Below are 25,642 nucleotides of genomic sequence, written 5' to 3'. Positions count from 1 at the left end.
GGCCAATGGCGCAACTGAATGTCTTTACGATCGGCGCCGAAACGGATTTCCTGCCGGAGCTTGTACGTGCGGTGCTGAGCGATGCCTTCGGCTTCGGCATTGATTTTGCCGCCGATCCGCTTCGGCTGGCCGATGTCACCATCTATGTGCCGACCCGGCGCGCCGCCCGGGCGCTGCAAATCACCTTTGCCAATGCCGCACCGGGCAAGGCGGCGTTTCTTCCTGCCGTTCTGCCGCTTGGCGGACTGACGCAGGAAGACGAGGATCTGCCCGGCGCGCCAATTATCGAAGCGCCCGTTCCGGTGATTTCGACGCTGGACCGCAAGCTGCTGCTGACCAAGCTGATCCTGAGATGGGGTACGGCCATGCGTGACGCGGTGGTCAGCATCCGCGCCGACGGAACGCCCGTTGCGCGGGAGCCGAATGAAATGTTCGTCGCGGCGCAAAATCCCGCCGATGCCTGGCTGCTTGCCGGACAATTGGCCGATCTGATGGACGAAGTCAGCATCGAGGGTGTTGACTGGAGGCGCTTTGCCACGATTGGCGAAGGAGATTATGACGATTACTGGCGCATCACCTTCGATTTTCTGAAAATTGCCTTTCTGCAATGGCCCGAAATATTGCGCGAATGCGGCAAGGTTGACGCCGTAACGCGGCGCAACGAACTCATCACGCGGGAAGTGGAGCGGCTGCGCGGCGGCGGGCGCCGCGGGCCGGTGCTGGCGGCCGGCTCCACCGGCACCAATGCCGCCACCGCGCGGCTGTTGCAGGCCATAGCCGCCAGCCCGCAAGGCGCGGTGATCCTGCCGGGGCTCGATCTCGATCTCGATGAGGCCAGCTGGCGGACTTTGGCCGACAATCCCAAACTGGCCGGACACCCGCAGGCCGCGCTGGCCCGCCTGCTGCAGCGGATGAACCTGCCGCGTGCCAATGTGCGGCAACTGGGCGGCAGCTTGCCCGGCGCCCGGCAGCTGCGCAGCCGCTTTGCCAGCGCTGCCCTGCGCCCCGCCGAAACAACGGCGCAATGGCACGATGGCGCGGATTGGACAGATGCAGAACTGGCCGAGGGCCTCGCCGGCGTCAGCCTGATCGAGGCCGAGAACGAACGCGAAGAGGCCATAGCCATGGCGCTGGTCATTCGCGCCGCGCTGGAAAATCCGCAAACCACCGTCGCCATGGTGACGCCCGAGCGCACTCTGGCGCAGCGCGTGGCAGCGGAACTGGCGCGCTGGGGCATCATGGCCGATGATTCGGGCGGGCAGTCGCTGAGCCGCTCTCCGGAGGGGGCCTTTGCGCAAAATCTGCTCGATTGCGCGCGCGAGCCTGGTGCGGTGGCCTTCCTTGCGCTGCTTTCGCATCCGCTCTGCCGGCTTGGCCTTGCGCCGGAGCGCCTGCGTCAGCTCGTTCATCTGCTTGAACTTGCCGTGCTGCGGCAGCTTGATTTCAATCTGCATGCCAGCCTTGCCGATGCCGTCGCAGCGGCGCGCGTGCTTGCCGCCGGACCACATGCCATCGCCCCTGTCAAGGCCATTGCGGAGCAGGACTGGGACGCGCTGTCCGAGCTTGCCGGGCTGTGCGGCTCCGCTCTGGACATCCTGCAGGACGGGACGCGTGAGTTGCGGCAATGGGCGCAGCTGCACAGCGCCTGCCTAATCGCCTTTACGGGCGAGGGCGAAGCCGGGACATCCTGCGCCGCCGTGCTCGACCTTCTTGACGAGCTTGCGTCAAGCGAACAGGCCGATCTGGCGCTCGACGCTTTGAGATACAGCCAGTTTTATGCCCAGATTGCGGCGCAGACCACGTCCCGGCGCTTTGCCCGCACCCATCCGCGCGTCGCTATTCTGGGGTTGCTGGAAGCACGGCTCATCAGCGCCGATCTGATCCTGCTCGCGGCCTGCGACGAAAAAATCTGGCCGCCCGCCAGCACCACCGATTCATTGCTCAACCGCACGATGCGCCATGCGCTGGGCCTGTCCTCGCCGGAGCGTCGCATAGGCCAGACGGCACATGATTTTGCGCAGGGCTTCTGCCAGACGCAGGTGGTGGTGACCCGCGCCAGAAAGCGCGGCGGCGAGCCAACCGTGGCCTCGCGCTTCCTGCAACGCATGGAAGCACTGGGCGGCGATGCCTTCAGGCAGTGCGCGGCGCGCGGCGCCATGTGGCTGGGCCTTGCGCGCGCCCTTGACGCCGGACATATGCCCCCTGCGGCGCGACCCTGCCCGCGCCCGCCGCTGGCGCTGCGGCCAACGCGCCTGAGCGTCACCAAAATCGAAACCCTGCGCCGCGACCCCTATGCGATCTATGGCGAGCGTATCCTGCGCCTGCCTGTGCTGGACAGGCTGGAGCCGGATGTGGAGACGCGGGAATTCGGCACGAAGATTCACAAGATTCTGGAACAATTCGCGCGGGAATTCGCCAATGGACCCCTGCCCACCCATGCATTTGCAAAGGCGCTGGAATTTGCCCGGCAACACTTTGCCCCGGTATGGGAAACGCCCCGCTTCCAGACCTTTGAACGGCTGAAAATAGAGCGCATCCTGCGTCAATATATCGAATGGGAAAATGAACGACGCGAGACAATTGCCGAAATCCTTGTCGAAAAGCGCGGCGAACTGAACATTCCGCTGTCCGGCGGCTCCTTCCGTCTCAGCGCCGAGGCCGACCGGATCGAACTGCTCACGGACGGCACGCTTGTGGTCATCGACTACAAGACCGGCGTGGTGCCTTCAGGCAAGGCCGTTATTGCCGGATTTTCCCCGCAATTGACGCTGGAGGCCCATATGGCGCGGCTCGGCGCCTTTGCCGGCCTGCCGCCGGTGCGCAAGATCGATGCGCGCTATGTCAAACTGGGCGATTCGAAAAAGCTCACCGATCGCGCTGCTGTCGGCAAGGATGGCGATCTGGATGAGATCGCCCAGCGCCATTATGATTTTCTTGTCGATATGCTGGCGCAATATCAGCTGGACTCAACCGGTTATCCGCCGCGGCCCTATCCGCAATTTGTCAGCCGCCACGCGGCCTATGACCATCTCTCGCGGTTCAAGGAATGGTCGGTGACGGAAGAGGCGGACGAGGCATGAGCGAAATTCAGATTCCGCAGTCCACGCTGCTCAGGCAGGCACTGGCCTCGAACCCGGCAGGCTCGGCCTGGGTTTCCGCCAATGCCGGTTCCGGGAAGACCCACGTGCTGACGACGCGCGTGATCCGCCTGCTGCTGAACGATGTGCCGCCTGAACGCATTCTCTGTCTGACCTATACCAAAATCGCCGCGGCCAATATGTCGGGCCGAATTTTCGAGACGCTGGCGCTCTGGACCCGCCTCGACGATGCTGCGCTCGCTCGGGCGATCATGCAACTGGGCGAACCGAAGCCCGGGCCCGCCCGCCTGCGGCGCGCGCGCACGCTGTTCGCCGAAGCGGTGGAGACGCCCGGCGGCCTCAAAATACAGACGATTCATGCTTTTTGCGAGCGACTGCTGCATCTCTTTCCCTTCGAGGCCAATGTCTCGGCAGCATTTTCGGTCATTGAGGAGGAAGAGCAGGCTCTCGCGCTCCGGCAGGCGCAGGACTATGTGCTGATCCATGCTGAAGGCGCGCTGCGTGAGGCGATTGATCTGCTCGCCGCCAGCCAGAGCGAGGACAGCCTGCACGGCCTCATCGGCGAGGCGCTGAAACGGCGTGATGATTTTGACGCGCTGCTGAGCGACGAGCCGGACGTTTCCGTGCTGCGCCGCGGCCTGAACATCCAGCTTGGGCTTGACGCCGAGGCAAATGTGCAGAGTGTGAAGGCGCGGATTCTGGACGAAGCGCTGCCGCGCGACACGCTCTCGCAGCTTGCCGGCGAACTCGCGTCCATCGCCCTCGGCCGGAACATCCGGCAATATCTGACAGACGAAATCCCGCGCGAGGCCGCCGCCGCCCGCTACCGCGATATTTTCCTCACCAAGACGGGAGCCGCCCGAAAAAAGGACTTTTTCAGCGAAGCACAGGCGCAGAAATATCCGCACGCCGCCGAAATATTGATGCAGGAGCAGCAACGGCTGTTGCACCTTGAAGATCAGCAGCGCGCGGCTATCATCGCCGAGCAGAGCATCGCGCTGCTGATGTGGGTCGATGCCGTGCTGCGGCGCTACCGGCACATAAACGCGCAACGCTCCAGACTGGATTTTGACGATCTGATCAACCGGACGCTGAAACTGCTTGCGGGGCCAACGGGCGCCTGGGTGCTCTACAAGCTGGATCAGGGCATCGATCACGTTCTGATCGATGAGGCGCAGGATACATCGCCGCCGCAATGGGCCGTATTTGCCGCCATTCTCGGTGAATTTTTCGCCGGGCGCGGCCAGAGCAGCAAAGAACGGAGTTTCTTTGCCGTGGGCGACGAAAAACAATCGATCTTTTCATTTCAGGGCGCTGCGCCGCACCTCTTTGCCTCGAACCGGCAAGCTTTCAGGGAAAAACTCCGGAGCGCGGAGCATCAGTTTCATGAAGTGAATCTCGATCTGTCGTTCCGCTCAAGCCCGCTGGTGCTCAGTTTTGTCGATGCCGTGTTCGAGAGCGGCGTCAACCGCCGCGGGCTCTCCTCCGACGCAAACGAAAAGGCCGCTGCACATACGGCGCTGCACAACAATATGCCCGGGCTGGTCGAGATATGGCCCCTGCCGGAGAAGGACGAAACCCCCGAACCGCAGGACTGGCGCCTGCCGGTCGATACGATGTCCGCACGCGATCCGAAGATGCGCCTCGCCGAACGGATCGCCAGCCAGATCGAGGACTGGCTGCGTCCGGACTCGGGCGAAACCGTCACAAACCGCAAAGGCACCGAGGCGCGCGCCATTCGCGCAGGCGATATTCTGGTGCTGGTGCGTGCGCGCGACAATTTTGTCGTGGCGCTCAACCGCGCGCTCAAGAGCCGCAATATTCCGGTTGCAGGCGCTGACCGGCTCAAGCTCAACGACCACATCGCCACGCTGGATCTTCTCGCCATAGGCCGCGTCGCGCTGCTGCCCACCGACGATTACAGCCTCGCCTGCGTCCTGAAATCGCCGATATTCGGCCTTGACGACGACGATCTCATCCTGCTGGCGCCGCAACGCACCGGCTCTCTGCTCGAAGCGCTGGAGGCGACCGAAAGCCATCGCGCCGCAGCCATGCGGATACGCGGCTGGCAGGACATGGCCCGGACATTGTCGCCCTTTGAATTTTACATGCGAATCCTGAGCGAGGAGCGCGCACGGCACAAAATTCTGGCGCGGATCGGCGAGGAGGCCGCCGACGTTCTCGATGAATTCCTCAGCGCCGCACTCACCCATGAGTCGCGGGGAGCCCCTTCGCTGGTGCGTTTCATCGCCGAGATGGAAAGCTCCGAGCGGCCCATAAAGCGCGATCTTGATCAGGCAGGCGATATGGTGCGCATCATGACGGTGCATGCCGCAAAGGGGCTTGAGGCCAAAATCGTCTTCCTGCCGGACACAGGCGGCAAGCCGGACGGCAAAAAGGCGGAAAAGCTCTTCCTGCTCCAGCGGCCCGGGCATGTGCAGGCACCGCCGTTCATCATCTGGGCGCCGCGCAAGGATGAGGATTGTACTGCATCGGCTGCCGCGCGGGCCGGAGCGCTGGAGCGGGCCTTTGAGGAACATCGCCGCCTGCTCTATGTCGCCATGACGCGCGCCGAGCAGCGCCTCTATATTGCCGGACATCACGAGCCGGGAACCAACGACGGCGTGCATCTCAACTGGTACGACATGATCGCTCTGGCGAGCGAGAACATGAAGACCCCGCCCGCAGGCTGCATTATGCAGGAAAGCCCTTTCCGTCTGCAAAGTGCGCCGGTGACCTTGCCCCTTGCGAACCGACCCGCATTGCCTGCTGCGCCTGAATTGCCCGGCTGGCTGCATGAGCCCGCACCGCGCGAGCTGACGCGCCCGGCACCCGTGCGTCCGAGCCAGCCCGCCGGAGCGGCGGCGCAGGCCGCAACGCCGGAGACGTCCTTGCGTCGCCTCGGGTTGCTGCGCGGCACGTTGATGCATCAGTTGCTGCAATATCTGCCCGATCTGCCGCCCGAAAGCCGCAGGTCAGCGGCGATCCGCTATCTCGACCAGAATGGCGCACAATTGTCCCCCGCCCAACGCGATGAACTGCTCCGGCAGGCTTTCGGCATCCTCGAGCACCCCGAGCTTTCCGCTCTTTTCAGCGCCGACGGCCGCGCGGAAGTCGAGATTGCGGGCGATATCCGGCTTGAACCGGAAACAGCTATTCCGGTCATGGGCCGCATCGACCGGCTTCTGGTCACAAGAAGCGACATTCTGATCGTCGATTTCAAGACCGGCGCGCGACAAGCGAGTTATGCCGGACAGATGGCGCTCTACTGGGCGCTGCTGCGCCAGATCTACCCTGCGCATAAAATCCGTGTGGCGCTGATCTGGACGGACGAGACCGCCATTGAATTCCTGACAGCCGAAAGACTGGAGGAGGCATTGCAGGCTTATCTGCCTGCCTGAGAACCTGCGGTGACAATCCTGTTTTCAATGTCCACAAACGCCTTGACGATAGGGCGGGCGCTTCTTACCTATTCATCCATGAAAGGGCGCAGATTTCCCGCCCGCTGCAAGAGAGGCAATTATGGCCACTACAAAAGTTACCGATGCCAGCTTTGAAGCCGATGTCCTGAAGTCCAGCCAGCCGGTGGTGGTTGATTTCTGGGCGGAATGGTGCGGCCCGTGCAAGATGATCGGCCCGTCGCTCGAAGAAATTTCCAATGAAATGGCCGGCAAGGTCAAGATTGTGAAAATGAACGTCGATGAGAACCAGTCTGTTCCGGCCAAGCTCGGCATTCGCGGAATTCCGGCGCTGCTGCTGTTCAAGGACGGCAAACTCGCGGCCCAGAAGGTGGGCGCCGCGCCGAAGAGCGCTCTGGTGAGCTGGATCAACGGCGCAATCTGAGCTGGCACATCATCTTTGAAAACAAAACTGGCCGGGCTGATGCCCGGCCTTTCCGTTTGTGGCCCGCGCCAGGAACTCAATCCGGCAAAGTGTCGTTCTTTTCAAGAATTTCACCGGCCAGATAGAGCGAGCCGCAAAACAGAATGCGCGGCGGCACAGGCCAGGATTCGCGGGCAAGCGCCTCCAGAGCCGAGGTGCAATCCCCTGCAATGCCGGCCTTCATGCCAAGCTGCGCGGCAATGCCGGCCAGTTCCTCCGGCGTCCTCGAAGATTCGGGCGCATGGGCGATGGGCAGGGCGATCAGACGCTGGGCCAGCCCCTCGAAACAGCGCAGGAAGGCGGCGCTGTCCTTGGTGGTCAGCATTCCGCAGATCAGCACCAGCGGACGCGGCGCATGTTCCTCGAAATCGGCCATGGCTTCGGAAAGCACCCGCCCGCCATCGACATTATGGCCGCCGTCGAGCCAGAGTTCGGCGCCTGCTGGCGCATGTTCCAGCAAAGCCCCTCGGGACAGGCGCTGCAGGCGCGCCGGCCAGACGGCCCTGCGCAACCCTTCGGCAATCGCATCGGCGGAAAAATCTGGAAATGCCCGGCGCAGGGCGGCAATGGCCGTGGCGGCATTCGATATCTGATGCCGCCCCGGCAGGCGTGGCAGCGGCAGATCAAGCAGCCCCGCCTCATCTTCGAAGAGCAGGCGACCGTTCTCGGCGCGTCCGGCAAAATCCTGCCCGCCCGTGGCGATGGGCGCGCGCTGGCGCGCCGCCTGCCGCGCAATCACGCCGGTTGTTTCTTCTGATTGCTGCGCGACAATCACCGGGCAGCCGGGCTTTATAATTCCGGCCTTCTCAGCGGCAATGCCCGCAAGTTCGGTTCCAAGAAATTCGGGATGGTCGAATGAGACAGGTGTGATCACGCTGACCAGCGGCGCTTCAATCACATTCGTTGCATCGAGACGCCCGCCAAGTCCGACCTCCAGCAGCAATATATCCGCCGGAACGCGCGAAAACAGCCAAAAGGCGGCAGCGGTCGTCATTTCAAACACGGTGATGGGTGCGCCGGCATTGGCCTGTTCGCAGGCCTCGAACGCCTCGATCAGCTGCCGGTCGGAGACCAGCGCTCCGGCCAGACGGATGCGCTCGTTGAACCGTACAAGATGCGGCGATGTATAGACATGCACGCTTTTGCCAGCAGCCTCCAGCATCGCGCGCAGGAAGGCCACGGTCGAGCCCTTGCCATTGGTGCCCGCAACATGAATGACAGGCGGAAGGCGGCGCTCGGGATGGCCCAGCTTCGCAAGAAGATCTTCCATCCGCCCCAGCGAAAGGTCGATCTTCTTCGGATGCAGCGCCATGAACCGCGCGAAATAATCCGCAACGGCTGGCGCGCTCATGCTGCGGCGGGCGTATGGGTGAGAATGCGGCAGATGCGCGCCAGCGTCGCGCGCATCTCACCGCGCGGCACCACCATATCCACCATTCCATGTGTCTTGAGATATTCGGCGCGCTGGAAACCGACAGGCAGCTTCTCGCGCACGGTCTGCTCGATGACGCGCGGCCCGGCAAAACCGATGAGCGCGCCCGGCTCGGCGATATGAATGTCGCCCAGCATGGCATAGGAGGCCGTGACGCCGCCGGTGGTCGGATTGGTGAGAACGACGATATAGGGCAGGCCTGCCTCGCGCAGACGCTGCACGGCCACAGTGGTGCGCGGCATCTGCATCAGCGAGAACATGCCTTCCTGCATGCGCGCGCCGCCCGAAGCGGCAAAGAGAATGAACGGGGTCTTGCGCTTCAGCGCTTCGGTAAGACCGGCAATGATGCCCTCGCCCGCCGCCATGCCAAGTGAACCGCCGATGAAATCAAAATCCTGCACCGCCACGACAACAGGTACGGCTTCAATGGTCCCGGCGGCAACCTTGACCGCGTCCTGCAGGCCGGTCTTGGCGCGCGCTTCCTTCAGTTTATCCGTATAACGTTTCTCGTCGCGGAATTTGAGCGGATCGAGCGGCACTTCCGGCACGGCCACGTCATCCCATTTGCCATTGTCGAACGTGGTCGCCAGACGATCCTTGGTGGCCATGCGCATGTGATAGCCTGAGCCCGGCACGACATAGAGATTGGCCTCAAGATCCTTGTGGAAGACAAGCTGCCCGCTCTCGGGGCATTTGACCCAGAGATTCTCAGGCGTGTCGCGCCGCAGGAACGAACGGATCTTCGGCGGAACGACATTGGAAATCCAGTTCATGAATGTCTCCTATACCCTTTTCGCCGTGCGCACGCCGGAGGCCAGCTCCGAAACGAGGCTCGTGACAACCTGCACCGTCTTTTGCGTCGCCTTGTTGTCAATATCAAGGCTGCCCTTGATCACGTCAATCAACGCCGTACCCACCACGACGCCATCGGCATATCTGGCGATGGACGCGGCATTGGCGGCATTGCGCACGCCAAATCCGACTGCGACCGGCAGATTCGTATGGCGCTTGATGCGCTGCACCGCCGCGCCGACAAGGCTGTAATCAGGAATGGCCATGCCGGTGATGCCGGTGATGGAGACGTAATAGACAAAGCCGGATGTATTGGACAATACGGTTGGCAGGCGCTTGTCATCTGTTGTCGGCGTGGCAAGACGGATGAAATTGAGACCGGCCTTCAGAGCAGGCAGGCACAATTCGGCGTCTTCCTCGGGCGGCAGATCAACCACGATCAGGCCATCGACGCCGGCTTCGCGCGCATCGGTGAGAAAGCGCTCGACGCCGTAAACATAAATCGGGTTGTAATAGCCCATTAGCACCAGCGGCGTCTCATTGTCCCCTGCCCGGAAGGCGCGAACCAGATCAAGCGTCTTTTTCAGCGTCATGCCCGCATGAAGCGCGCGCAGCCCTGCGGCCTGAATGGTCGGGCCATCGGCCATCGGATCGGTGAAGGGCATGCCAAGCTCGATAATGTCGGCGCCGGCTGCGGGCAAAGCCTTGACGATTTCAAGCGAGGCAGCGGGATCGGGATCGCCGGCCATGACGAAGGTGACGAGCGCGGCGCGGCCCTCGGCTTTCAGCGCCGCAAAACGGGTATCGATACGGGTCATTACATTCCCCCCAGATGATCGGCGACGGTGAAAATATCCTTGTCGCCGCGCCCGCACAGGTTCATCACCATCAGATGATCCTTGGGCAGTCGGGGCGCAAGCTCGATCACCTTGGCCAGAGCATGGCTGGGCTCAAGCGCCGGAATGATGCCTTCCAGCCTGCAGCAGAGCTGAAACGCGTTCAGCGCCTCGTCGTCCGTGGCAGACAGATAGGTGACGCGGCCCGATTCCTTGAGCCAGGCATGTTCCGGGCCGATGCCGGGATAATCGAGACCGGCGGAAATCGAATGGCCCTCGATGATCTGGCCGTCGCCATCCATCAGCAGATAGGTGCGGTTGCCGTGCAGCACGCCCGGACGTCCACCGGCCAGCGAGGCCGCATGCTCCTTATCCAGCCCGTGGCCCGCAGCCTCGACACCAAAAATCTGCACTGAACGATCATCCAGAAACGGATGGAACAGGCCAATGGCATTGGAGCCCCCGCCAATGCAGGCGATCAGCGAATCCGGCAGGCGGCCCTCGGCCTCCAGCATCTGCGCCTTGGCCTCATTGCCGATGACGCACTGAAAATCGCGCACCATGGCCGGATAGGGATGCGGGCCAGCCGCCGTGCCGATGCAATAGAATGTGTCGGCCACATTGGTCACCCAATCGCGCAGGGCTTCGTTCATGGCGTCCTTGAGCGTTTTCGAGCCGGACTGGACAGGCACAACCTTGGCACCCAGCATTTTCATGCGGAAGACATTCGGCTTCTGGCGCTCGACATCCACCGCGCCCATATAGACGATGCATTCAAGGCCGTATTTGGCGCAGGCCGTGGCCGTGGCAACGCCATGCTGACCAGCCCCGGTCTCGGCGATGATGCGCTTCTTGCCCATGCGCCGCGCCAGCAGAATCTGGCCCAGCACATTGTTGATCTTGTGCGCGCCGGTGTGGTTGAGTTCGTCGCGCTTGAAATAGATTTTCGCGCCGCCCAGATGCTCCGTCATGCGCTCGGCCAAATAGAGCGGGCTCGGACGCCCGACATAATGCTTGAGCAGGCCATCGAGCTCTGCCTTGAAGCTGGGGTCGCTCTTGGCGTGATTATAGGCCTGTTCAAGATCGAGAATGAGCGGCATCAGCGTTTCCGCGACGAACCGACCGCCAAAAATACCAAAATGGCCTGTTTCGTCCGGCCCTGTCCGGTAGGAATTGGGGGTTGCTTCATTCATGGGTTCTTACTCCTTGCGGGGACCGCCTTCGCATTGGCCAGCGCTGCCATGCGCGCCTGTGTGACGAAAGCTGTGATCTTGTCAATATCCTTCACGCCCGGCGCGCGTTCAACGCCGGACGACACATCGACGCCGTCGGGCGCCGCAATGCGGACCGCCTCGGCGACATTGCCGGGATCAAGTCCGCCGGAAAGCAGCACCGGACGCGCGAACCTGCGCCCCGCCAGCACATTCCAGTCAAAGGGAATGCCGTTGCCGCCGGGATGCCGGGCATCGGGCGAGGGCTTCGCGTCAAACAGCAGCCAGTCAGCCACGCCCTCATAGGCGCGGGCCGCGTCAAGATCCGCCGCGCCGACGATGCCAAGCGCCTTGATGACGGGAAGGCCGAATTGCGCGCGGATCTGCGCGACACGCTCCGGCGTTTCGTCGCCGTGCAATTGCAGCATGTCGGGCCTGAGATGTTCGATGATCGTTTCCAGCAGGCCGTTGTCGGCGTTGACGCTGAGCGCCACCTTGAGCGCGCGCTTGTCGGCCAAAAGGCCAAGCGTCCTGGCTGCTTCGAAGGAAATGTGGCGCGGGCTCTTCGGGAAGAAGACAAAGCCGACCATATCCGCGCCGCTGACGAGCGCCGCCTCAAGCGTCTCCGGCGTCGAAAGGCCGCAAATCTTCACACTGAAATTCATGCGCTTGGTTGGCACAGACCACGCCCGATGTCTAGGATTTTTGCACGCGCTGCCAGGCCAGCACGGCAGCGGCGAGATCAGAGACAGCCGTGCCGACCGACTTGAACAGAGTTATTTCATCGGCGCCGCCCCGGCCCGGATGCCGGCCCCGCGCAAGAGCGGACAGATCCGCCAGAACAGCATCCTGCGGGAGCGCGCCGTCGCGCAGCGCCACCGCGACGTCGCCGCCTTCCGTCCGCGCGGCAGGCGAATCGACGAAGATGCGCGCGCGCCGCAAGGCTTCGTCGTCGCTCTCGCGCATGTGCAGGTTAAAGGCGCCGACGAGGTCGAGGTGTGTGCCGGGTCTGAGCCAGCGCCCCAAAACAAGCGGCTCACGCGCCAGAGTGGCCGTGCTGACGATATCGGCTGCCCGGACCGCGCTCTCCAGATCGTCGGCGACATCCGCCGCGATTCCGGCTTGCGCAAGCTGGCCCTGCAGACGCAGGCTGCTTTCGCGCTTGCGGTTCCACAGGCTCACCCGCGTGATGGGGCGAATGGCTCTGTGGGCGCGGATGAGGCAGGGCGCAAGCGCGCCTGCGCCCACCATCAGATGATGGGCGGCATCCTTGCGGGCAAGATAATCCGCAGCCAGCGCCGAAACCGCCGCCGTGCGCATGGCTGTGAGCGCCGCCCCGTCCATGATGCAGAGTGGTACGCCCGTTTCACCCGACTGGAGGACATAGACACCGGCAATGGCCGGCAGGCCCAGAGCCGCATTATCCTGAAAGACATTGACCAGTTTGGTGCCGAGATAAGCCCCTGCTTTTGGCGCACTGCTGCTCCAGGCAGGCATGATCAGGTGGGTGGCGCGTCCGGAAATCTCATGATGGTGGCGCACCGGCACGACATAATCGCCGGCGAAAGCCGCACGCAACGCGGCGACAAGCGCCGGATAATCAAGGATTTGGCCGAGTTCCGCCGCTTCGATCAGTTTCATGGATGCACGCGCGCCGGAGGAGCCGCAGCCATGCGGGCCGCTTCCTGACGCAGGCGTTCGGCCTCCCGCTGGGCGGCGCGCGCCGCACGGCGGTGTTTTCCCTGCGCGATCCAGACAAAGATGCCGCCAAGCGCCAGCCCAAGAACCAGCACGCCGATGATCAGCAGAAACAGCGGCAGCTCCACGAAGGGCGCATCATCCGGCCCCGCAAAAGGATCGAGGTGCAGCCCCACTGCCTGCCGGTTGGCCACTGCCAGTGCCAGCAAGATCAGTGCTATCGGCAGAACAACGATATAACGAAGGATTTTGCGCATTCATGGCTCCCGCAACGTGTTTCGGCGGCGATCCGGCGCGATCAGGCGTCCGAGTCGACGCCGCCGTTCAAGCGCATCCGCATTTCCTTGCCGGCCTTGAAAAAAGGCACGGCCTTTTCGTCAACGGCGACCTGCGTACCGGTGCGTGGATTGCGGCCCTGACGGGCGCGGCGCACCTTGGCGGAGAAGGCGCCAAAGCCGCGAAGCTCCACTCTGTCACCGCGGGAAAGGGCCGAAGTTATCTCACCCAGGATCGCATTGACGATATTTTCGACGTCGCGCTGATAAAGATGCGGGTTGCGTTCGGCGATACGCACCACCAGTTCTGATTTGATCACGTGAGAACCCCTGAAAAGTTTAGTCTATTTGCCAAATCGATACCAATCCGTCAAGCGCGGCCGCCTCGCTGGCGTCGGCCTGATGCGATAAAGCACGGCTTACCGCGTCAAAGCCGAACCAGCCGGCCGCCATGCTGGCGGCGCCAAATATATTCAGCCGCCCGAAGGCCGCAGGCTTACGCCAGTCGCGGATCGGCAGATCCTTGGGAACCTTGCGCTGCTTGACGAGCCAGGCCACGGCCTGCTCTTCGCCGCCAAGTTCATCGATGAGCTTGAGATCAATGGCCTGACGGCCCGTGAAGACACGTCCGTCCACCACCTTCGCCAGTTCTTCGTCATTCATGGCGCGCCGGTTCTTCACCAGCGATTTGAACCAGTCATATGAATCGGAAACAAGCGCGGCAAGTGCAGCGCGCGCTTCGGGACTTGTGGGCTCAAGACCGTTCGGCGCGGCCTTCAGAGGCGTGGACTTGACCTCCTCCACCTTCACGCCGATCGTATCGAGCAGCCTGGAAACATTTGGGAACTGAATCAGCACGCCGATGGAGCCGACAAGCGAATTGCCGCTCGCGACAATGTGGTCGGTGCCGAGCGCGGCTATATAGGCGCCGGATGCGGCCAGATTATCGACGACGCCGACAACCGGCTTCTTGGCGGCCAGCTTGCGCAGCGCGTCATAAATCCGCTCCGACCCCGTCGTGGTGCCGCCGGGACTGTCGAGATTGACGATGACAGCCGCAGCATTGGACTTTGCAACGTCGTTGATCAGATCAACCGTGGCCTTGTCTCCGACAATCAGACCGCTGATAGCGATCCGAGCAATGGCCGGACGACCCGGTATCCAGCCGTCACGTTTCGAGAAACTGACAGCAAAGCCCAGAATGGCGACAAAAACAGCCAAAAAGGCGAGAACACGCCAGAATGTAACCGAGCGACGCAACTTGCGCCGGTCCACTATGTAATCTGCAGAAGGAAACGACATAGACTCTCTCTTTGTCGACGAAGCGGGCGCAACTCTAGATCATTCAGCAAAGCTTGAGAACAAGAGATTCAAGCTGTTTTCTCAGACGTCATGTCGCGGGCATAAAGCGCCAGCCCTGCCGCCACCGATTGGAACGCGTCGCCGACATGCAGCTTCTCTGCGCCGAAATGCGCGCCGAACATAGCCTGCACCCTCGGCACCAGCGACGTACCGCCTGTAAGAAAGACGGCATCGACATCCTGCGCCGACAAACCGGCCTGCACAAGGGCCTGCAGCATGCCGGCCTCGATCCGCGCCAGATCATCCGCGATCCAGCTCTCGAATTCGCCGCGTGTGACCTTTGCACGGATATCCACGCCCTCGCGCGTGAAGTGCAATTCGGCCTCCTCGGCGCTGGATAGCCGCGCTTTGAGCCCGCTTATCGCCTGATAGAGGTCAAACCCGGCATCAGATTCGATCATCGTGATGAGATCTTCCAGCGCATCCGGTGCCTCGCTGTCCCGCACCAGCTTGCGCAGTTCCGCCAGCGTTCTGGGTGTTTTCAGCCAGGAAAGCTGATGCCATTGTGCAAAGGCCGCATGATAATAGGCGGGCAGCGGCAGGCGCTTGTCGCCCGAGCGATAAAGCGAGCCCTTGCCAAGGCGCGGCGCAACGAGCTTGTCGATCAGCCGGTAATCGAACGTGTCCCCGGCAATACCGACGCCGCTGTGGGCAAGCGGCCGGGCCTGCAGCGCGCCGCCCTGCACAGAAAATCGTATCAGCGAGAAGTCGCTGGTGCCGCCGCCGAAATCGGCGACAAGCACGGTTTCGTCGCGCTGCAGACCGCGCGCGTAATAATATGCCGCACCGAGCGGCTCATAGGCCAGTTGCACCCCGGCCATGCCGGCCGCCGCGAAAGCCGCATTGAGGCGCGTCACCGCCAGTTCCTCGTCCGGGCGCTCGCCGGCAAACACAACCGGCCGCCCGGCTGCGATCGGCAGGCCGCCGGAGACGATGTCCGTCGCCCTGCCCGCGACCAGATCCTGCAGAAATGTCGATATCAGCTGTTCAATCGTGAATTTATGGCCAAACAGGCGCGTGTCGCTGAAAAGCCGGCTGGCCAGATGCGTCTTGATCGACTGAATGAAGCGGTGATCCGTGTCATCCGCCAGCTTCGCCGCCAGCGCCTGCGGGCCGCAGACATGGCGCACAGAGCGCCCCTCGGGCCAGAACAGCAGCGCCGTGCGGAACGTATCCGTCACGCCCGCCGCTGTCGGCCATGTCAGGCTGTGCACTTCGCCTGCCTCGTCCACCAGTGCGACGACGGAATTGGTGGTACCGAAATCGATACCCACTGAAACGATCCTGGACAAATTAAACCTTCCAAAACTCTGTCATGATCCGGGCCCGGCCGGTCGGGCGCGCCTCCATGCCAGCATGATGCGGCGCGGCGGCGGAACCTGCTGTTCCGGCTGGCTGTGCATACGGCGGTCAAAAGAAAACCCGCGCGAGGGAACCCGCGCGGGCCAGAATGATACGACTGCGCCAAAGGCGGCGCAGAAAGCCTTATTCGGCTTCCTTCTTCTTGGCGGCCTTGAGAGCTGCACCAAGAATATCGCCGAGCGAAGCGCCCGAGTCGGCCGAACCGTACTGGGCAATGGCTTCCTTCTCTTCGGCCATTTCGAGGGCCTTGATCGAGACAGCCACCTTGCGGGCGCGGCGGTCGAACTGGACGATGCGGGCATCGACCTTCTCGCCGACGGCAAAGCGCTCAGGACGCTGGTCGCCGCGGTCGCGGGCGAGTTCGCTGCGCTTGATGAAGGTGGTCAGATCGGTGCCGGCCAGCTTCACTTCGATGCCGCCGTCATTGACGGCCACGACCTCGCAGGTCACGACAGCGCCCTTCTTGAGGTTGTCGCCGCCCTCTTCAGCACCGGCCTTGGCCGAGAACGGATCGGAAGCCAGCTGCTTGATGCCGAGCGAGATGCGCTCCTTCTCCTGGTCGATGTCGAGCACGACAGCCTTGACGGTATCGCCCTTCTTGTATTCTTCCATCACCTGCTCGCCCGGACGGTTCCAGTCGAGATCGGAAAGATGAACCATGCCGTCGACGTCGCCGTCGAGACCGATGAACAGGCCGAATTCGGTCTTGTTCTTGACCTCGCCTTCGACCACGCTGCCCACCGGATATTTCTCGGCGAAAGCTTCCCACGGATTCTGCAGGGTCTGCTTGAGACCGAGCGAGATGCGGCGCTTGGAAGCATCGACTTCCAGAATCTGGACATCGACTTCCTGGCTGGTGGAGACGATCTTGCCGGGATGGACGTTCTTCTTGGTCCAGGACATTTCCGAGACGTGGATGAGGCCTTCGATGCCCGGCTCCAGTTCAACGAACGCGCCGTAGTCGGTGATGTTGGTCACGCGGCCGTGGAACGTGGTGTTGAGCGGATATTTGGCTTCGATTGCCTGCCACGGATCATCCTGAAGCTGCTTCATGCCCAGCGAGATGCGGTGCGTGTCATGGTTGATCTTGATGATGCGCACCTTGACGGTCTGGCCGACATTGAGCACTTCGGTCGGATGATTGACGCGGCGCCATGCGATGTCCGTGACATGCAGCAGGCCGTCAATACCGCCGAGATCGACGAACGCGCCGTAATCGGTGATATTCTTGACGGTGCCTTCAATGACCTGACCTTCTTCAAGGTTGGCCACGATGACGTGACGCTGCTCAGCGCGGCTCTCTTCAAGCACGGCGCGGCGCGAAACGACAATATTGCCGCGGCGGCGATCCATCTTCAGAATGATGAAGGGCTGGACGATATCCATGAGCGGAGCAACATCGCGGATCGGGCGGATATCAACCTGGCTGCGGGGCAGGAAGGCCACGGCGCCGTCAAGATCGACAGTGAAGCCGCCCTTGACCTGATTGAAGATGATGCCATCCACCTTCTCCTGAGCCTCGAAAGCCTTTTCAAGCTTGACCCAGCTTTCCTCGCGGCGCGCCTTGTCGCGCGAGATGACAGCTTCGCCGAGCGCATTTTCAACGCGCTCCAGATAAACTTCGACCACATCGCCGACGCTGATCGTCTGGTCGCGGTTGGGGCCGGCAAATTCCTTCAGGGCAACGCGACCCTCGGTCTTCAGACCGATGTCGATCACAGCCATGTCTTTTTCAATGGCAACGACGGTTCCCTTGACGACCGAACCTTCGAATGCTTCTGAATCGCCGTAGGTTTCCTGCAGAAGAGCGGCGAAATCCTCGCGCGAGGGCGCGAGCTTGTTAGCGTTTGCGGACATTTATTCTCCTAAAAAGCCCGGTAGGGCAGCGCTGGCGGTTTGAGTTGACAAGGGCTCCCGGTTTGCCAAGTCTTCGGGGAAATTGCCCGAAATCCTGCTCTTGAAGCAGGCCAGCGCGGATCGGCAAACAGAAACCACGTCATGACGCAGTCATAACGCCGCTTTCCCCTATCAGAACAGCGCAAATTGAGCAAGGCTTGATTTATACGCGCGACATGCGGCCGTCGCGGCGGCGGGAGGACTGCGCCCGGAGCCACTCCGCGCCCGCGCCCGCAGAAAATCAATTTTGAGATATATGGAATAATTTTAGACAATTGCTTAAGGCGCCCGCATATTTTTTCTGGCAGAAAATATATCGGAATAGCGAAAGGCTGGCTGTTGTTAAATCGCATCATCATCAAAATGCGCAAGAATTTGCCCGAAGATTCGGATAATGACGCACCTGCGCAAGTGTTGTTCTATTCCTTATCGGCCTTTGCAGGAATTTTCTTCGCTCTTATGCTGGCTTGCGCCCATCCCGCAGTTTCATTCGTCGTTTCCGATTATCGCCTGCATTTCAGCGCGGCTCTGCTGGCCGCTTCGCTTGCCTTCATGAGTGCGCTGGCGCTGCTGATGCGCGGCCGGTTCGATCTTGCGCGCGACATTGCCTGCAACATTGTGATCCTTATCATCTTTCTGGGAATTGTGCTGACAGGCGGGTTTCCTCAATCGCCGGCCGCGCCGCTGCTGATGATCCCGCCGACACTGTTCTACATCGTCTATGGCACGAAAGGCAGCGTCGCCGTCGGCATTTTATTTCCTGTTCTGTGTCTTATGCAATGGTTCCTGACGAATATGGGCTGGCTCCGCCTGCCCGATCTGCGCGCGAGCATGATCCGGCGCTATGACGATACATTCGCGCTGGGCCTGATCTACATGGCAACGGTCATGGCAATCATTCTCTATGCACGCGCCAACAGCATCGCGCGCGAATATTTCGAAAAAGAGCGCGAACGCCTCGCCACACAGGCCAATCAGGATCTCGTCACCGGCCTGCCGAACGCGCGCTATTTCCTGCGCCGGCTCGATCAGGCCTGCGCCCGCATCGACCGCAACGGCGGGATGCTCGCCGTGCTTTATCTCGACCTTAACGACTTCAAGCTGGTCAATGACACATTCGGCCATGCTGCAGGCGATAACCTTCTGCGTATTATCGGCTCGCGGCTGCGCAGCGCCTTGCGCATCGAAGATGTTGTGGGCCGCCTCGGCGGCGACGAATTTGGCATTCTTCTCGAGCTTCAGCATGGCGAAGACGAAATCATCTTGCTGATGGACCGACTCAGCGAGATCATGGCCGAGCCGATCATTGTCGATGGCAAGACGCTGCACGTCGGCGTCAGCATCGGCCATACGATTTACCCGACACGGGTCAGCCATAAAGCGCATCTGCTCGACATGGCCGATCAGGACATGTATCGCGCCAAGCGCGGGGTGAAGAGCGCCTGAGGCCGGTTATACCCGCGAAGAGACGCCGCGCCGCGCCGCCACAATATCAAGAGCCGCATCAAAGGCCGCCTCGATCGACAGATGGGTGGTGTCGAGGATCGCAGCATCGTCGGCAGCGCGCAGCGGCGCCGCCGAGCGCGCGGCATCGCGCGCGTCGCGCTTGCGGATATCCTCGAGAATCTCCGCATATTCAACCTTTTCGCCGCGCTGGCGAAGTTCAAGCGCCCGGCGCTGGGCGCGCGCCTCGGGGCTGGCCGTGACGAAAATCTTCACATCGGCATCAGGACAGATGACCGTGCCGATATCGCGCCCATCCAGCACTGCGCCGCCGGGACGTCCGGCAAAACTGCGCTGCATGTCGTTGAGCGCCGCGCGAACCGCTGGCATGGCGGCTACAACAGACGCGGCCTCGCCCATCTGGGCGCCGCGCAAGGCCGATTCATCGAAATCCGTCAGTGCAAGCCCGCGTGCAGCGGAAACGGCCGCAGCCTCGTCGCTCAGCGGCTTGTCGGCATCCATCAGAGCCCGTGCCGTTGCCCGGTACAAAAGCCCCGTATCAAGATGCGAAATGCCAAAATGTGCCGCCAGCCTGCGTGCGAGCGTGCCTTTGCCGGAAGCGGCCGGCCCATCTATGGCAATGATCATGTCCTCACCCGAATTTGGCGCCAAGCGCGGCCATGAGCGGCTTGAACGTCGGAAAGGATGTCGCGATCATCGTCTCGTCGTCCACTGTCATCGGCGCGTCTGAGGCAAGGCCCATCACAAGAAAGCTCATGGCGATGCGGTGATCGAGATGCGTTTCCACCGTGCCGCCGCCCGGAACATGGCCCTTGCCGCGGACAATGAGGTCATCGCCTTCGATCGCGCAATCGACCCCGGCCACACGAAGCCCGGCTGCCACCGCCTCGAGGCGGTCAGATTCCTTGACACGCAATTCCTGCAGGCCGCGCATCCGCGTCTCGCCGATGGCAAATGACGCCGCCACCGCGAGGATGGGATATTCGTCGATCATGCTGGGTGTACGGCTGGCCGGCACATCGACGCCGAGCAAATTCGAAGCGCGCACGCGCAGGTCGGCAACATCCTCGCCGCCTTCAAGACGCGGATTGAGCACCTCGATTGCCGCGCCCATCTCCAGCAGCGTTGTGAGCAGGCCGGTGCGCAGCGGGTTCATCATCACGCCTTCAATGACGATATCCGAGCCGGCGACGATCAGCGCCGCCACCATCGGAAAGGCCGCCGAGGACGGATCGGCCGGGACAATCACATGCTGCGGCCTGAGTTCGGGACGCCCCTCGAGCGTGATGCGCCGCCCATGCTCACCTTCCGGAACGGACGTCACTTTTGCACCGAAATAGGCAAGCATTTTTTCGGTGTGGTCGCGCGAGGCCTCCTGTTCAATGACCACGGTGCGGCCCGGCGAGTTCAGGCCGGCCAGCAGAATCGCCGATTTGATCTGCGCAGAGGCCACCGGCGTGCGATATTCGACGGGTGCGGGCTCAGACGTGCCGCGGATGACCAGCGGGCAGCGGCCGCCCTCGGCCTGCGAAACGACGCTGACGCCCATAAGCTGCAGCGGATCGAGGATACGGCGCATCGGACGCTTGCGCAGCGAGGCATCGCCATCAAAGGTCGCTGTTATGCCATGGCCGCCGACAACCCCCATCATCAGGCGCGAGCCGGTTCCGGCATTGCCGAAATCGAGCACATGCTCCGGCTGGAGCAGAGACCCGAGCCCCGCCCCTTCGACACTCCAGCGTCCCTCGGCATGGCGCGTGACGCGGGCGCCGAGAGCGCGGCAGGCCTCGCCGGTGCGCAGCACGTCATCTCCTTCGAGCAAACCTTCAATTTCCGTCCGTCCGACTGTCAGAAGGCCAAAAATCAGCGAACGATGCGAAATGCTCTTGTCGCCCGGCGGTTTAAGGCGGCCCTTGAGAGCGCCTGAGCGGCGCGAGGTCAGAGGTTGCGCGGGCGCGTGCATGGAAGATGACATGTGATCCAATCCCTTTTTGCTGCCTCGTAGCACGCGAAAGCGCCGCCTGTCACCCTTCGCGTGGCGAAAGTGCAATTTCCCATTTGACATGTGGCGCGCGCGCGACTAACCGAACCCATCTGAATTTTAAACTCGCTCCGAGGACAGACCCGTGGCAAAACCCGATCTTGGCAACAAGCGCCAGTGCCAAAGCTGCAGCGCTAAGTTTTTCGACCTGAACAAGGATCCGATCGTCTGCCCGCGCTGCGGCACCATTTTCCAGGTGGCCCTGCCGCGCGCCGCCGCCCGCGCCGCCGCCGCCGCGCAGGATGACGAAATCGAGATTGATCCGGTGGCCGCCGCCATGGTGCCGCTTGAGGATGCCGACGCAGCCGACGCCACCGCCGTTGTGATCCCTGACGACGAAATCGAAATCGAGGATGATGGCGACGAGGACGATACGTTCCTCGAAGAGGAAGAAGAAGGCGACGACGATGTCGCCGGGCTGATCGACGGCGATATCGAGACAGACGAAGAGTCGTAACAGGGACCGGCGCCGGAGCCAAGATTTTTTGCCTTGGAATTCATTTTGAGGCTTGTGCAATCCGGCGCTTGAAGCTATACACCGCCCACTTTGGTGCGGTTGCCCTTCAGCGGCGCATCAACAGACGCACTGCCCAGCCACCAACGGGCAGGAAGATGGGGTCATAGCTCAGTTGGTAGAGCGCTTCAATGGCATTGAAGAGGTCAGCGGTTCGACTCCGCTTGGCTCCACCATTCCTTTCTAGCAAAATCCATATTTTGATATGAGGGTAAATTCCCTCGTCATTTCCGTAGCTTGCGACGTAAGTTCGGCAGAAGTATTGGCGGAGACGCAGGTTATGCGGTTCTTTCAGTGCCAGTATGGCCGGTGTCTCTGAGGCCTTTTCTTCAATTTCCGTGCTTTGAAGATATTTTTTGGCGCAGACGCCGGTTCGCATATTTCCGGAGGGCGGCACGCGGACGAGGCAACCGTGTCTCTGGCAGGGTTCATGGCCTTCGGTCGTCGGGTTTACGCGGGAAATTCCCGCAGGCAAAAGGGCTCGGTTTCTTTCACCATGAAGATGAGATGGACTGGCAACATCGTCGAACGCCGTCCAGATCCGCGAACGACGAAGCGCAAGTCTCGATGGGTTGCGGCGTGATTTTGAGCAGACAAGTTTGGACCCCAATCGCCATGGCGAGCCAGGCGACACGAGATTCGACGTCCGGTCATTGAGCTCCTGATAACGATGTCACGGATTCGCCCCGGAGCCATTTTTACAGCCGATGCATTTTACTACCGGCTTCGCGTGATTCATTGCTCGGCTTATTTCGACAGACCAATCTGATGGCCATCAACCGGCAATCCTTGGGATCGATTATCCAAGCCCGACCAGACGGCGCTGCTCGCTCCAGTCGAGTGGCAGGGTCTGGGCGATCTCGGTGGCGTTGAGCGAATCGGGCAACGTGCCATCAAAAGCCGCCCTGACGATGTCGGGCGCCAGAAAAGCCAGATTGATCATCATCCGGATGTTGCGCAGGCTTTTCTGTTCGGTTCTGGCAATGGTCTCGAGATCCGGCACCCTGCCCTTCTTGAGATCATCGACCCAGACATGGGCCCGGGCAATGGCCTTGATCAGACGCTCGCCGTTGCCGCGCTGCGAATAATGCAGGTCTGGCTCCGAATGGCTTTCGGCCCCGCTCGTTTGTCCGCTTGTGTCGGGCGCTGCGATCACCTGCGCCAGGCTAGGCTTTGTCGCGGTCCATCCGATTTCGATCCGGCGCGGCAAATCCTCGTTCGGATGATCGGCATCAGACGTGAAGGTCAACAGGATATGAAGAGGATAGACCTCGACCCGATCGAGAAGAACCTCGACCAGAGCCGCATCGTTTCCAGCTCGTCCCAGAGCATTTTTGGGCAACTGCAGCTGGCGTTGGCGCAGCGCCTCCACAACAAGAGCCTCGATCTTCGGGGCCGATATTCGGGCCGGATCGCCGACATCGTTGCGTGTCCTGTCGATCAAGGCCCGCGAGCAATAATATTGATAGCGCAAGCCATTCTTGCTCGAACTCGACGGCCGCATCCGGTTGCCTTTCGAATCATAAATCTTGCCGGTCAACAGAGATTGCATCCGATGGCGGGTGCGCATCTTGCCGTTCAGATTGGCGGCCAGAATCGCTTGGACCGAGGTGAATTCCTCCTCAGTCAGAATGGCCTGATGTTCACCGGCAAAATATTGCCCCTTATGCACGATCTCGCCGATATAGATGCGGTTGCACAGCAGCGCCGAGAGTGTGCCGATGCGGAAGGGAATGCCGCCACAGGCCTCGCCCTTGCTCCCCTGTCGGAGCTTGGTGCGGATCTGGCGAACGTCGAGTTCGCGTTTGACCGCCAGAATGGATTTGTATTGGGCATAGAGCGCGAAGATCAGCCGGACGGTTTCGGCTTCCGCTTCGACAATCACCAGCTTGCGCTGCTCCACCTTATAGCCGAGCGGCACCGGCCCGCCCATGAATATGCCTTTGCGCTTGGACGCGGCGATCTTGTCGCGGATACGCTCGGTCGTGACCTCCCGCTCGAACTGGGCAAAGGAGAGCAAGACATTGAGTGTCAGTCGTCCCATCGAGGTGGTGGTGTTGAACGCCTGCGTCACCGAAACAAACGACACATTGAACGTATCGAACTGATCGACGATCCGGGCAAAGTCGGTCAGCGAGCGTGTCAGCCGATCGACCTTGTAAACCACGACGATATCAATCCGGCCTTTGCCCACCTCGGCCATCAGTGCCTGCAGGCCGGGTCGCTCCATGCTGCCGCCCGAATAGCCGCCGTCATCGAAGAGCGCGGGATGCAGCACCCAGCCCTCATGGCGCTGCGAGGCCACATAGGCTTCGCAGGCTTCTCGCTGCGCCTGCAGCGAGTTGAAATCCTGATCGAGGCCTTCATCCGACGATTTCCGCGTGTAGATGGCACAGCGGCGCATAGGAAGCGAGGGAGTCTTGCCAGATGCAGGACCTGAGGTTCGCGATCGCTCTGGATTGCGGAGCGCCAAATTATGAGGATATGTGCCGCGCGATTTAATCGGCATGACGCTGTCCGATCCGAGGTGCAGGGTAAGAGGCCGTTGTTCTACCCTTGGTTCTGTTCGAAATGATTCCAGCCGAATGAACGCTGATGGGCTGCATATGGAGCGTCGGCGCCGCGCTGTTGTCTCCGTTTGCCCTGGCTTGATGTTCAGGCGCCAACAGCCTGTCAGAGCCCTTCTGTGCCTGGAGCACAACGGGCCGTTCTCCTTGAACCACCTGTTGCAGTTTTGAAGCTGGCCACGATTTATCCGCCATGACGCTCCTCCCCTCTCCGCCGGCCAGGCTTCAACATCGTATTCTGCCCGCTTGTGCGCGTGAGGGAGTTGGAGCGGGCCGACGGCAAGGGAATCGCCGCCGCGGAGCTGCCGACCTCCCCTCGCTTGCTGGTGCGACTGGCGGATACGAGCAGGAGGGCATCATCGGCTCTGACGTCTGCCCCGTCTTTCGCCGCCGCTGTATCACCGGCTGCGGCCCTCGGCCGAGCCGTGCGTCGCTTGAGCCCGAAGAAGATCCAGCCGTTCCATCGGGTACCGGTCATCTTGTGGGCGATCACCGGCAGCGAGGCATGGATCTGCCCCTGCCAGAGAAACCCATCCGGCAGGACGATCACTTCATGATGCATGCCCTGCCATTCGCGGATCAGCCTTGTGCCAGCCGGCAGGATCCGGTTGCCCCGGTCTTTGATCTCAGCCTGATGGTCACTCGAAGGATGGCCCGGTTCGATCCCGGACCGGCCCTTCATTCCGCAAACTGCAATATCAGGCCCATCTGCCTTTGATCCGCCGCCTCGCTGGCCCCCGCCTTTCAAAGCGGCTTGCAGTCTGTTTCTGAGGGCGAGCGGCAAGGGACCATGACTCTGCTCCTGCAGCGCCTGTGCATAGGCCCGCAGCAGCAGATTGCCTTTGAGCGCGGCGGGTGCTGGCTGTTTGAAGCTGCGCTGCCAGAGCGCCCGCAGCTCGTCTGCCGGCAGACCGGCAATCCGCGACCATTCGGAGCGCAGCGCATCGTGATCAGGGACGTCGCGGCGCATCAGGCGGCCTCTTCGGCACGACAAGTTCCCGCGATCCGATAGATCGTGCCACGGCCCTCTGCATGGGTTCGCTCCAGGACAAACCCGCGTTTACGTAAACCCGTCTGAATAGCCCCGAGTTTTCTAGACACCTTGCAGTTTCAATTTTTGCTGCTGCTCGAAGTCAGCCGGTGACAGCATGCCGTTTCTGACATGCTTACGTTGCGGGTTATAGAACATCTCGATGTAGTCGAACACATCCT

General features: G+C 61.7%; 21 protein-coding genes and 1 tRNA gene. 6 read left to right on the top strand and 16 right to left on the bottom strand.

Translation table 11 applies throughout. From position 1 onward, the window contains the following. Positions 1-5: 5 nt before the first annotated feature. The 3 genes from addB to trxA all read left to right on the top strand — a co-directional run bounded on the left by addB (position 6) and on the right by trxA (position 6,941). Positions 6-3,080, top strand: coding sequence for a double-strand break repair protein AddB (gene addB, locus AC0N03_RS00110; protein ID WP_474286325.1), 3,075 nt, complete (start codon positions 6-8; stop codon positions 3,078-3,080). Next, the gene (addA, locus tag AC0N03_RS00105) at positions 3,077-6,499 is read left to right on the top strand and encodes a double-strand break repair helicase AddA (RefSeq protein ID WP_474286324.1); all 3,423 of its coding nucleotides are present in this window, start codon (positions 3,077-3,079) and stop codon (positions 6,497-6,499) included. The genes addB and addA overlap by 4 nt, the downstream gene beginning before the upstream one ends. A 121-nt stretch (positions 6,500-6,620) precedes the next feature. Then, complete coding sequence (gene trxA, locus AC0N03_RS00100; protein WP_474286323.1) at positions 6,621-6,941, top strand: thioredoxin; 321 nt, start codon at positions 6,621-6,623, stop codon at positions 6,939-6,941. Positions 6,942-7,017: 76 nt separating this feature from the next. On the opposite strand, the gene AC0N03_RS00095 is transcribed toward trxA, so the two are convergent. From AC0N03_RS00095 to rpsA, 11 genes are all read right to left on the bottom strand, one after another. Beyond that, positions 7,018-8,331: a bifunctional folylpolyglutamate synthase/dihydrofolate synthase gene (locus tag AC0N03_RS00095; RefSeq protein WP_474286322.1), complete on the bottom strand. Its 1,314-nt coding sequence runs from the start codon at positions 8,329-8,331 to the stop codon at positions 7,018-7,020. Then, positions 8,328-9,185, bottom strand: a complete 858-nt coding sequence (gene accD, locus AC0N03_RS00090; protein ID WP_474286321.1) for an acetyl-CoA carboxylase, carboxyltransferase subunit beta — start codon at positions 9,183-9,185, stop codon at positions 8,328-8,330. Before accD ends, AC0N03_RS00095 begins: the two co-directional genes overlap by 4 nt. Before the next feature lie 9 nt (positions 9,186-9,194). Next, positions 9,195-10,022, bottom strand: coding sequence for a tryptophan synthase subunit alpha (gene trpA / locus AC0N03_RS00085; RefSeq protein WP_474286320.1), 828 nt, complete (start codon positions 10,020-10,022; stop codon positions 9,195-9,197). Further along, on the bottom strand, positions 10,022-11,233 hold the full coding sequence (trpB, locus tag AC0N03_RS00080; protein WP_474286319.1) for a tryptophan synthase subunit beta: 1,212 nt from the start codon (positions 11,231-11,233) through the stop codon (positions 10,022-10,024). Before trpB ends, trpA begins: the two co-directional genes overlap by 1 nt. Further along, complete coding sequence (locus AC0N03_RS00075) at positions 11,230-11,916, bottom strand: phosphoribosylanthranilate isomerase (RefSeq protein WP_474287190.1); 687 nt, start codon at positions 11,914-11,916, stop codon at positions 11,230-11,232. The genes trpB and AC0N03_RS00075 overlap by 4 nt, the downstream gene beginning before the upstream one ends. 31 nt (positions 11,917-11,947) lie before the next feature. Then, on the bottom strand, positions 11,948-12,892 hold the full coding sequence (lhpI, locus tag AC0N03_RS00070) for a bifunctional Delta(1)-pyrroline-2-carboxylate/Delta(1)-piperideine-2-carboxylate reductase (protein WP_474286318.1): 945 nt from the start codon (positions 12,890-12,892) through the stop codon (positions 11,948-11,950). Beyond that, positions 12,889-13,206 (bottom strand): LapA family protein, encoded by a 318-nt coding sequence (locus tag AC0N03_RS00065; protein WP_474286317.1) that lies wholly within the window; start codon positions 13,204-13,206, stop codon positions 12,889-12,891. The genes lhpI and AC0N03_RS00065 overlap by 4 nt, the downstream gene beginning before the upstream one ends. Positions 13,207-13,247: 41 nt before the next feature. After that, positions 13,248-13,544: an integration host factor subunit beta gene (gene ihfB / locus AC0N03_RS00060; RefSeq protein WP_474286316.1), complete on the bottom strand. Its 297-nt coding sequence runs from the start codon at positions 13,542-13,544 to the stop codon at positions 13,248-13,250. Positions 13,545-13,563: 19 nt separating this feature from the next. Beyond that, positions 13,564-14,526 carry a signal peptide peptidase SppA gene (gene sppA, locus AC0N03_RS00055; protein ID WP_474286315.1) on the bottom strand — a complete coding sequence of 321 codons (963 nt, stop codon included), beginning with the start codon at positions 14,524-14,526 and terminating at the stop codon, positions 13,564-13,566. A gap of 68 nt (positions 14,527-14,594) precedes the next feature. Continuing rightward, complete coding sequence (locus tag AC0N03_RS00050) at positions 14,595-15,860, bottom strand: Hsp70 family protein (RefSeq protein ID WP_474286314.1); 1,266 nt, start codon at positions 15,858-15,860, stop codon at positions 14,595-14,597. 211 nt (positions 15,861-16,071) lie between these two features. Further along, complete coding sequence (gene rpsA, locus AC0N03_RS00045) at positions 16,072-17,805, bottom strand: 30S ribosomal protein S1 (protein ID WP_474286312.1); 1,734 nt, start codon at positions 17,803-17,805, stop codon at positions 16,072-16,074. Positions 17,806-18,207: 402 nt separating this feature from the next. Between rpsA and AC0N03_RS00040 the strand changes: the two genes are divergently transcribed. Continuing rightward, positions 18,208-19,290, top strand: coding sequence for a diguanylate cyclase domain-containing protein (locus AC0N03_RS00040; RefSeq protein ID WP_474286311.1), 1,083 nt, complete (start codon positions 18,208-18,210; stop codon positions 19,288-19,290). 6 nt (positions 19,291-19,296) lie between these two features. On the opposite strand, the gene cmk is transcribed toward AC0N03_RS00040, so the two are convergent. Next, positions 19,297-19,935, bottom strand: coding sequence for a (d)CMP kinase (gene cmk, locus AC0N03_RS00035; protein WP_474286310.1), 639 nt, complete (start codon positions 19,933-19,935; stop codon positions 19,297-19,299). 4 nt (positions 19,936-19,939) lie between these two features. Beyond that, complete coding sequence (gene aroA / locus AC0N03_RS00030; RefSeq protein ID WP_474286309.1) at positions 19,940-21,283, bottom strand: 3-phosphoshikimate 1-carboxyvinyltransferase; 1,344 nt, start codon at positions 21,281-21,283, stop codon at positions 19,940-19,942. Positions 21,284-21,434: 151 nt separating this feature from the next. Here aroA and AC0N03_RS00025 point away from each other — a divergent pair, with 151 nt between their 5' ends. Next, positions 21,435-21,806 (top strand): TIGR02300 family protein, encoded by a 372-nt coding sequence (locus tag AC0N03_RS00025; RefSeq protein ID WP_474286308.1) that lies wholly within the window; start codon positions 21,435-21,437, stop codon positions 21,804-21,806. A gap of 157 nt (positions 21,807-21,963) precedes the next feature. After that, a tRNA-Ala gene (locus AC0N03_RS00020) sits at positions 21,964-22,039 on the top strand. A gap of 623 nt (positions 22,040-22,662) precedes the next feature. Here AC0N03_RS00020 and AC0N03_RS00015 read toward each other — a convergent pair. The 3 genes from AC0N03_RS00015 to AC0N03_RS00005 form a co-directional block, all read right to left on the bottom strand. Then, a complete protein-coding gene (locus AC0N03_RS00015) occupies positions 22,663-24,267 on the bottom strand; it encodes a recombinase family protein (protein ID WP_474286307.1) in 1,605 nt (534 codons plus the stop codon). 347 nt (positions 24,268-24,614) lie between these two features. Beyond that, entirely contained in the window at positions 24,615-25,400 is a 786-nt protein-coding gene (locus AC0N03_RS00010; protein WP_474286306.1) for a DUF2924 domain-containing protein, read from the bottom strand. Positions 25,401-25,523: 123 nt separating this feature from the next. Further along, on the bottom strand, positions 25,524-25,642 hold a 119-nt coding region (locus AC0N03_RS00005; protein ID WP_474287189.1), incomplete at its 5' end, for an IS3 family transposase.

The sequence above is a fragment of the Methylocystis sp. sgz306128 genome (assembly GCF_056032725.1).
Note: the sequence above shows the minus strand (reverse complement) of the source record. Positions and strands in the feature narration are given on the sequence as shown.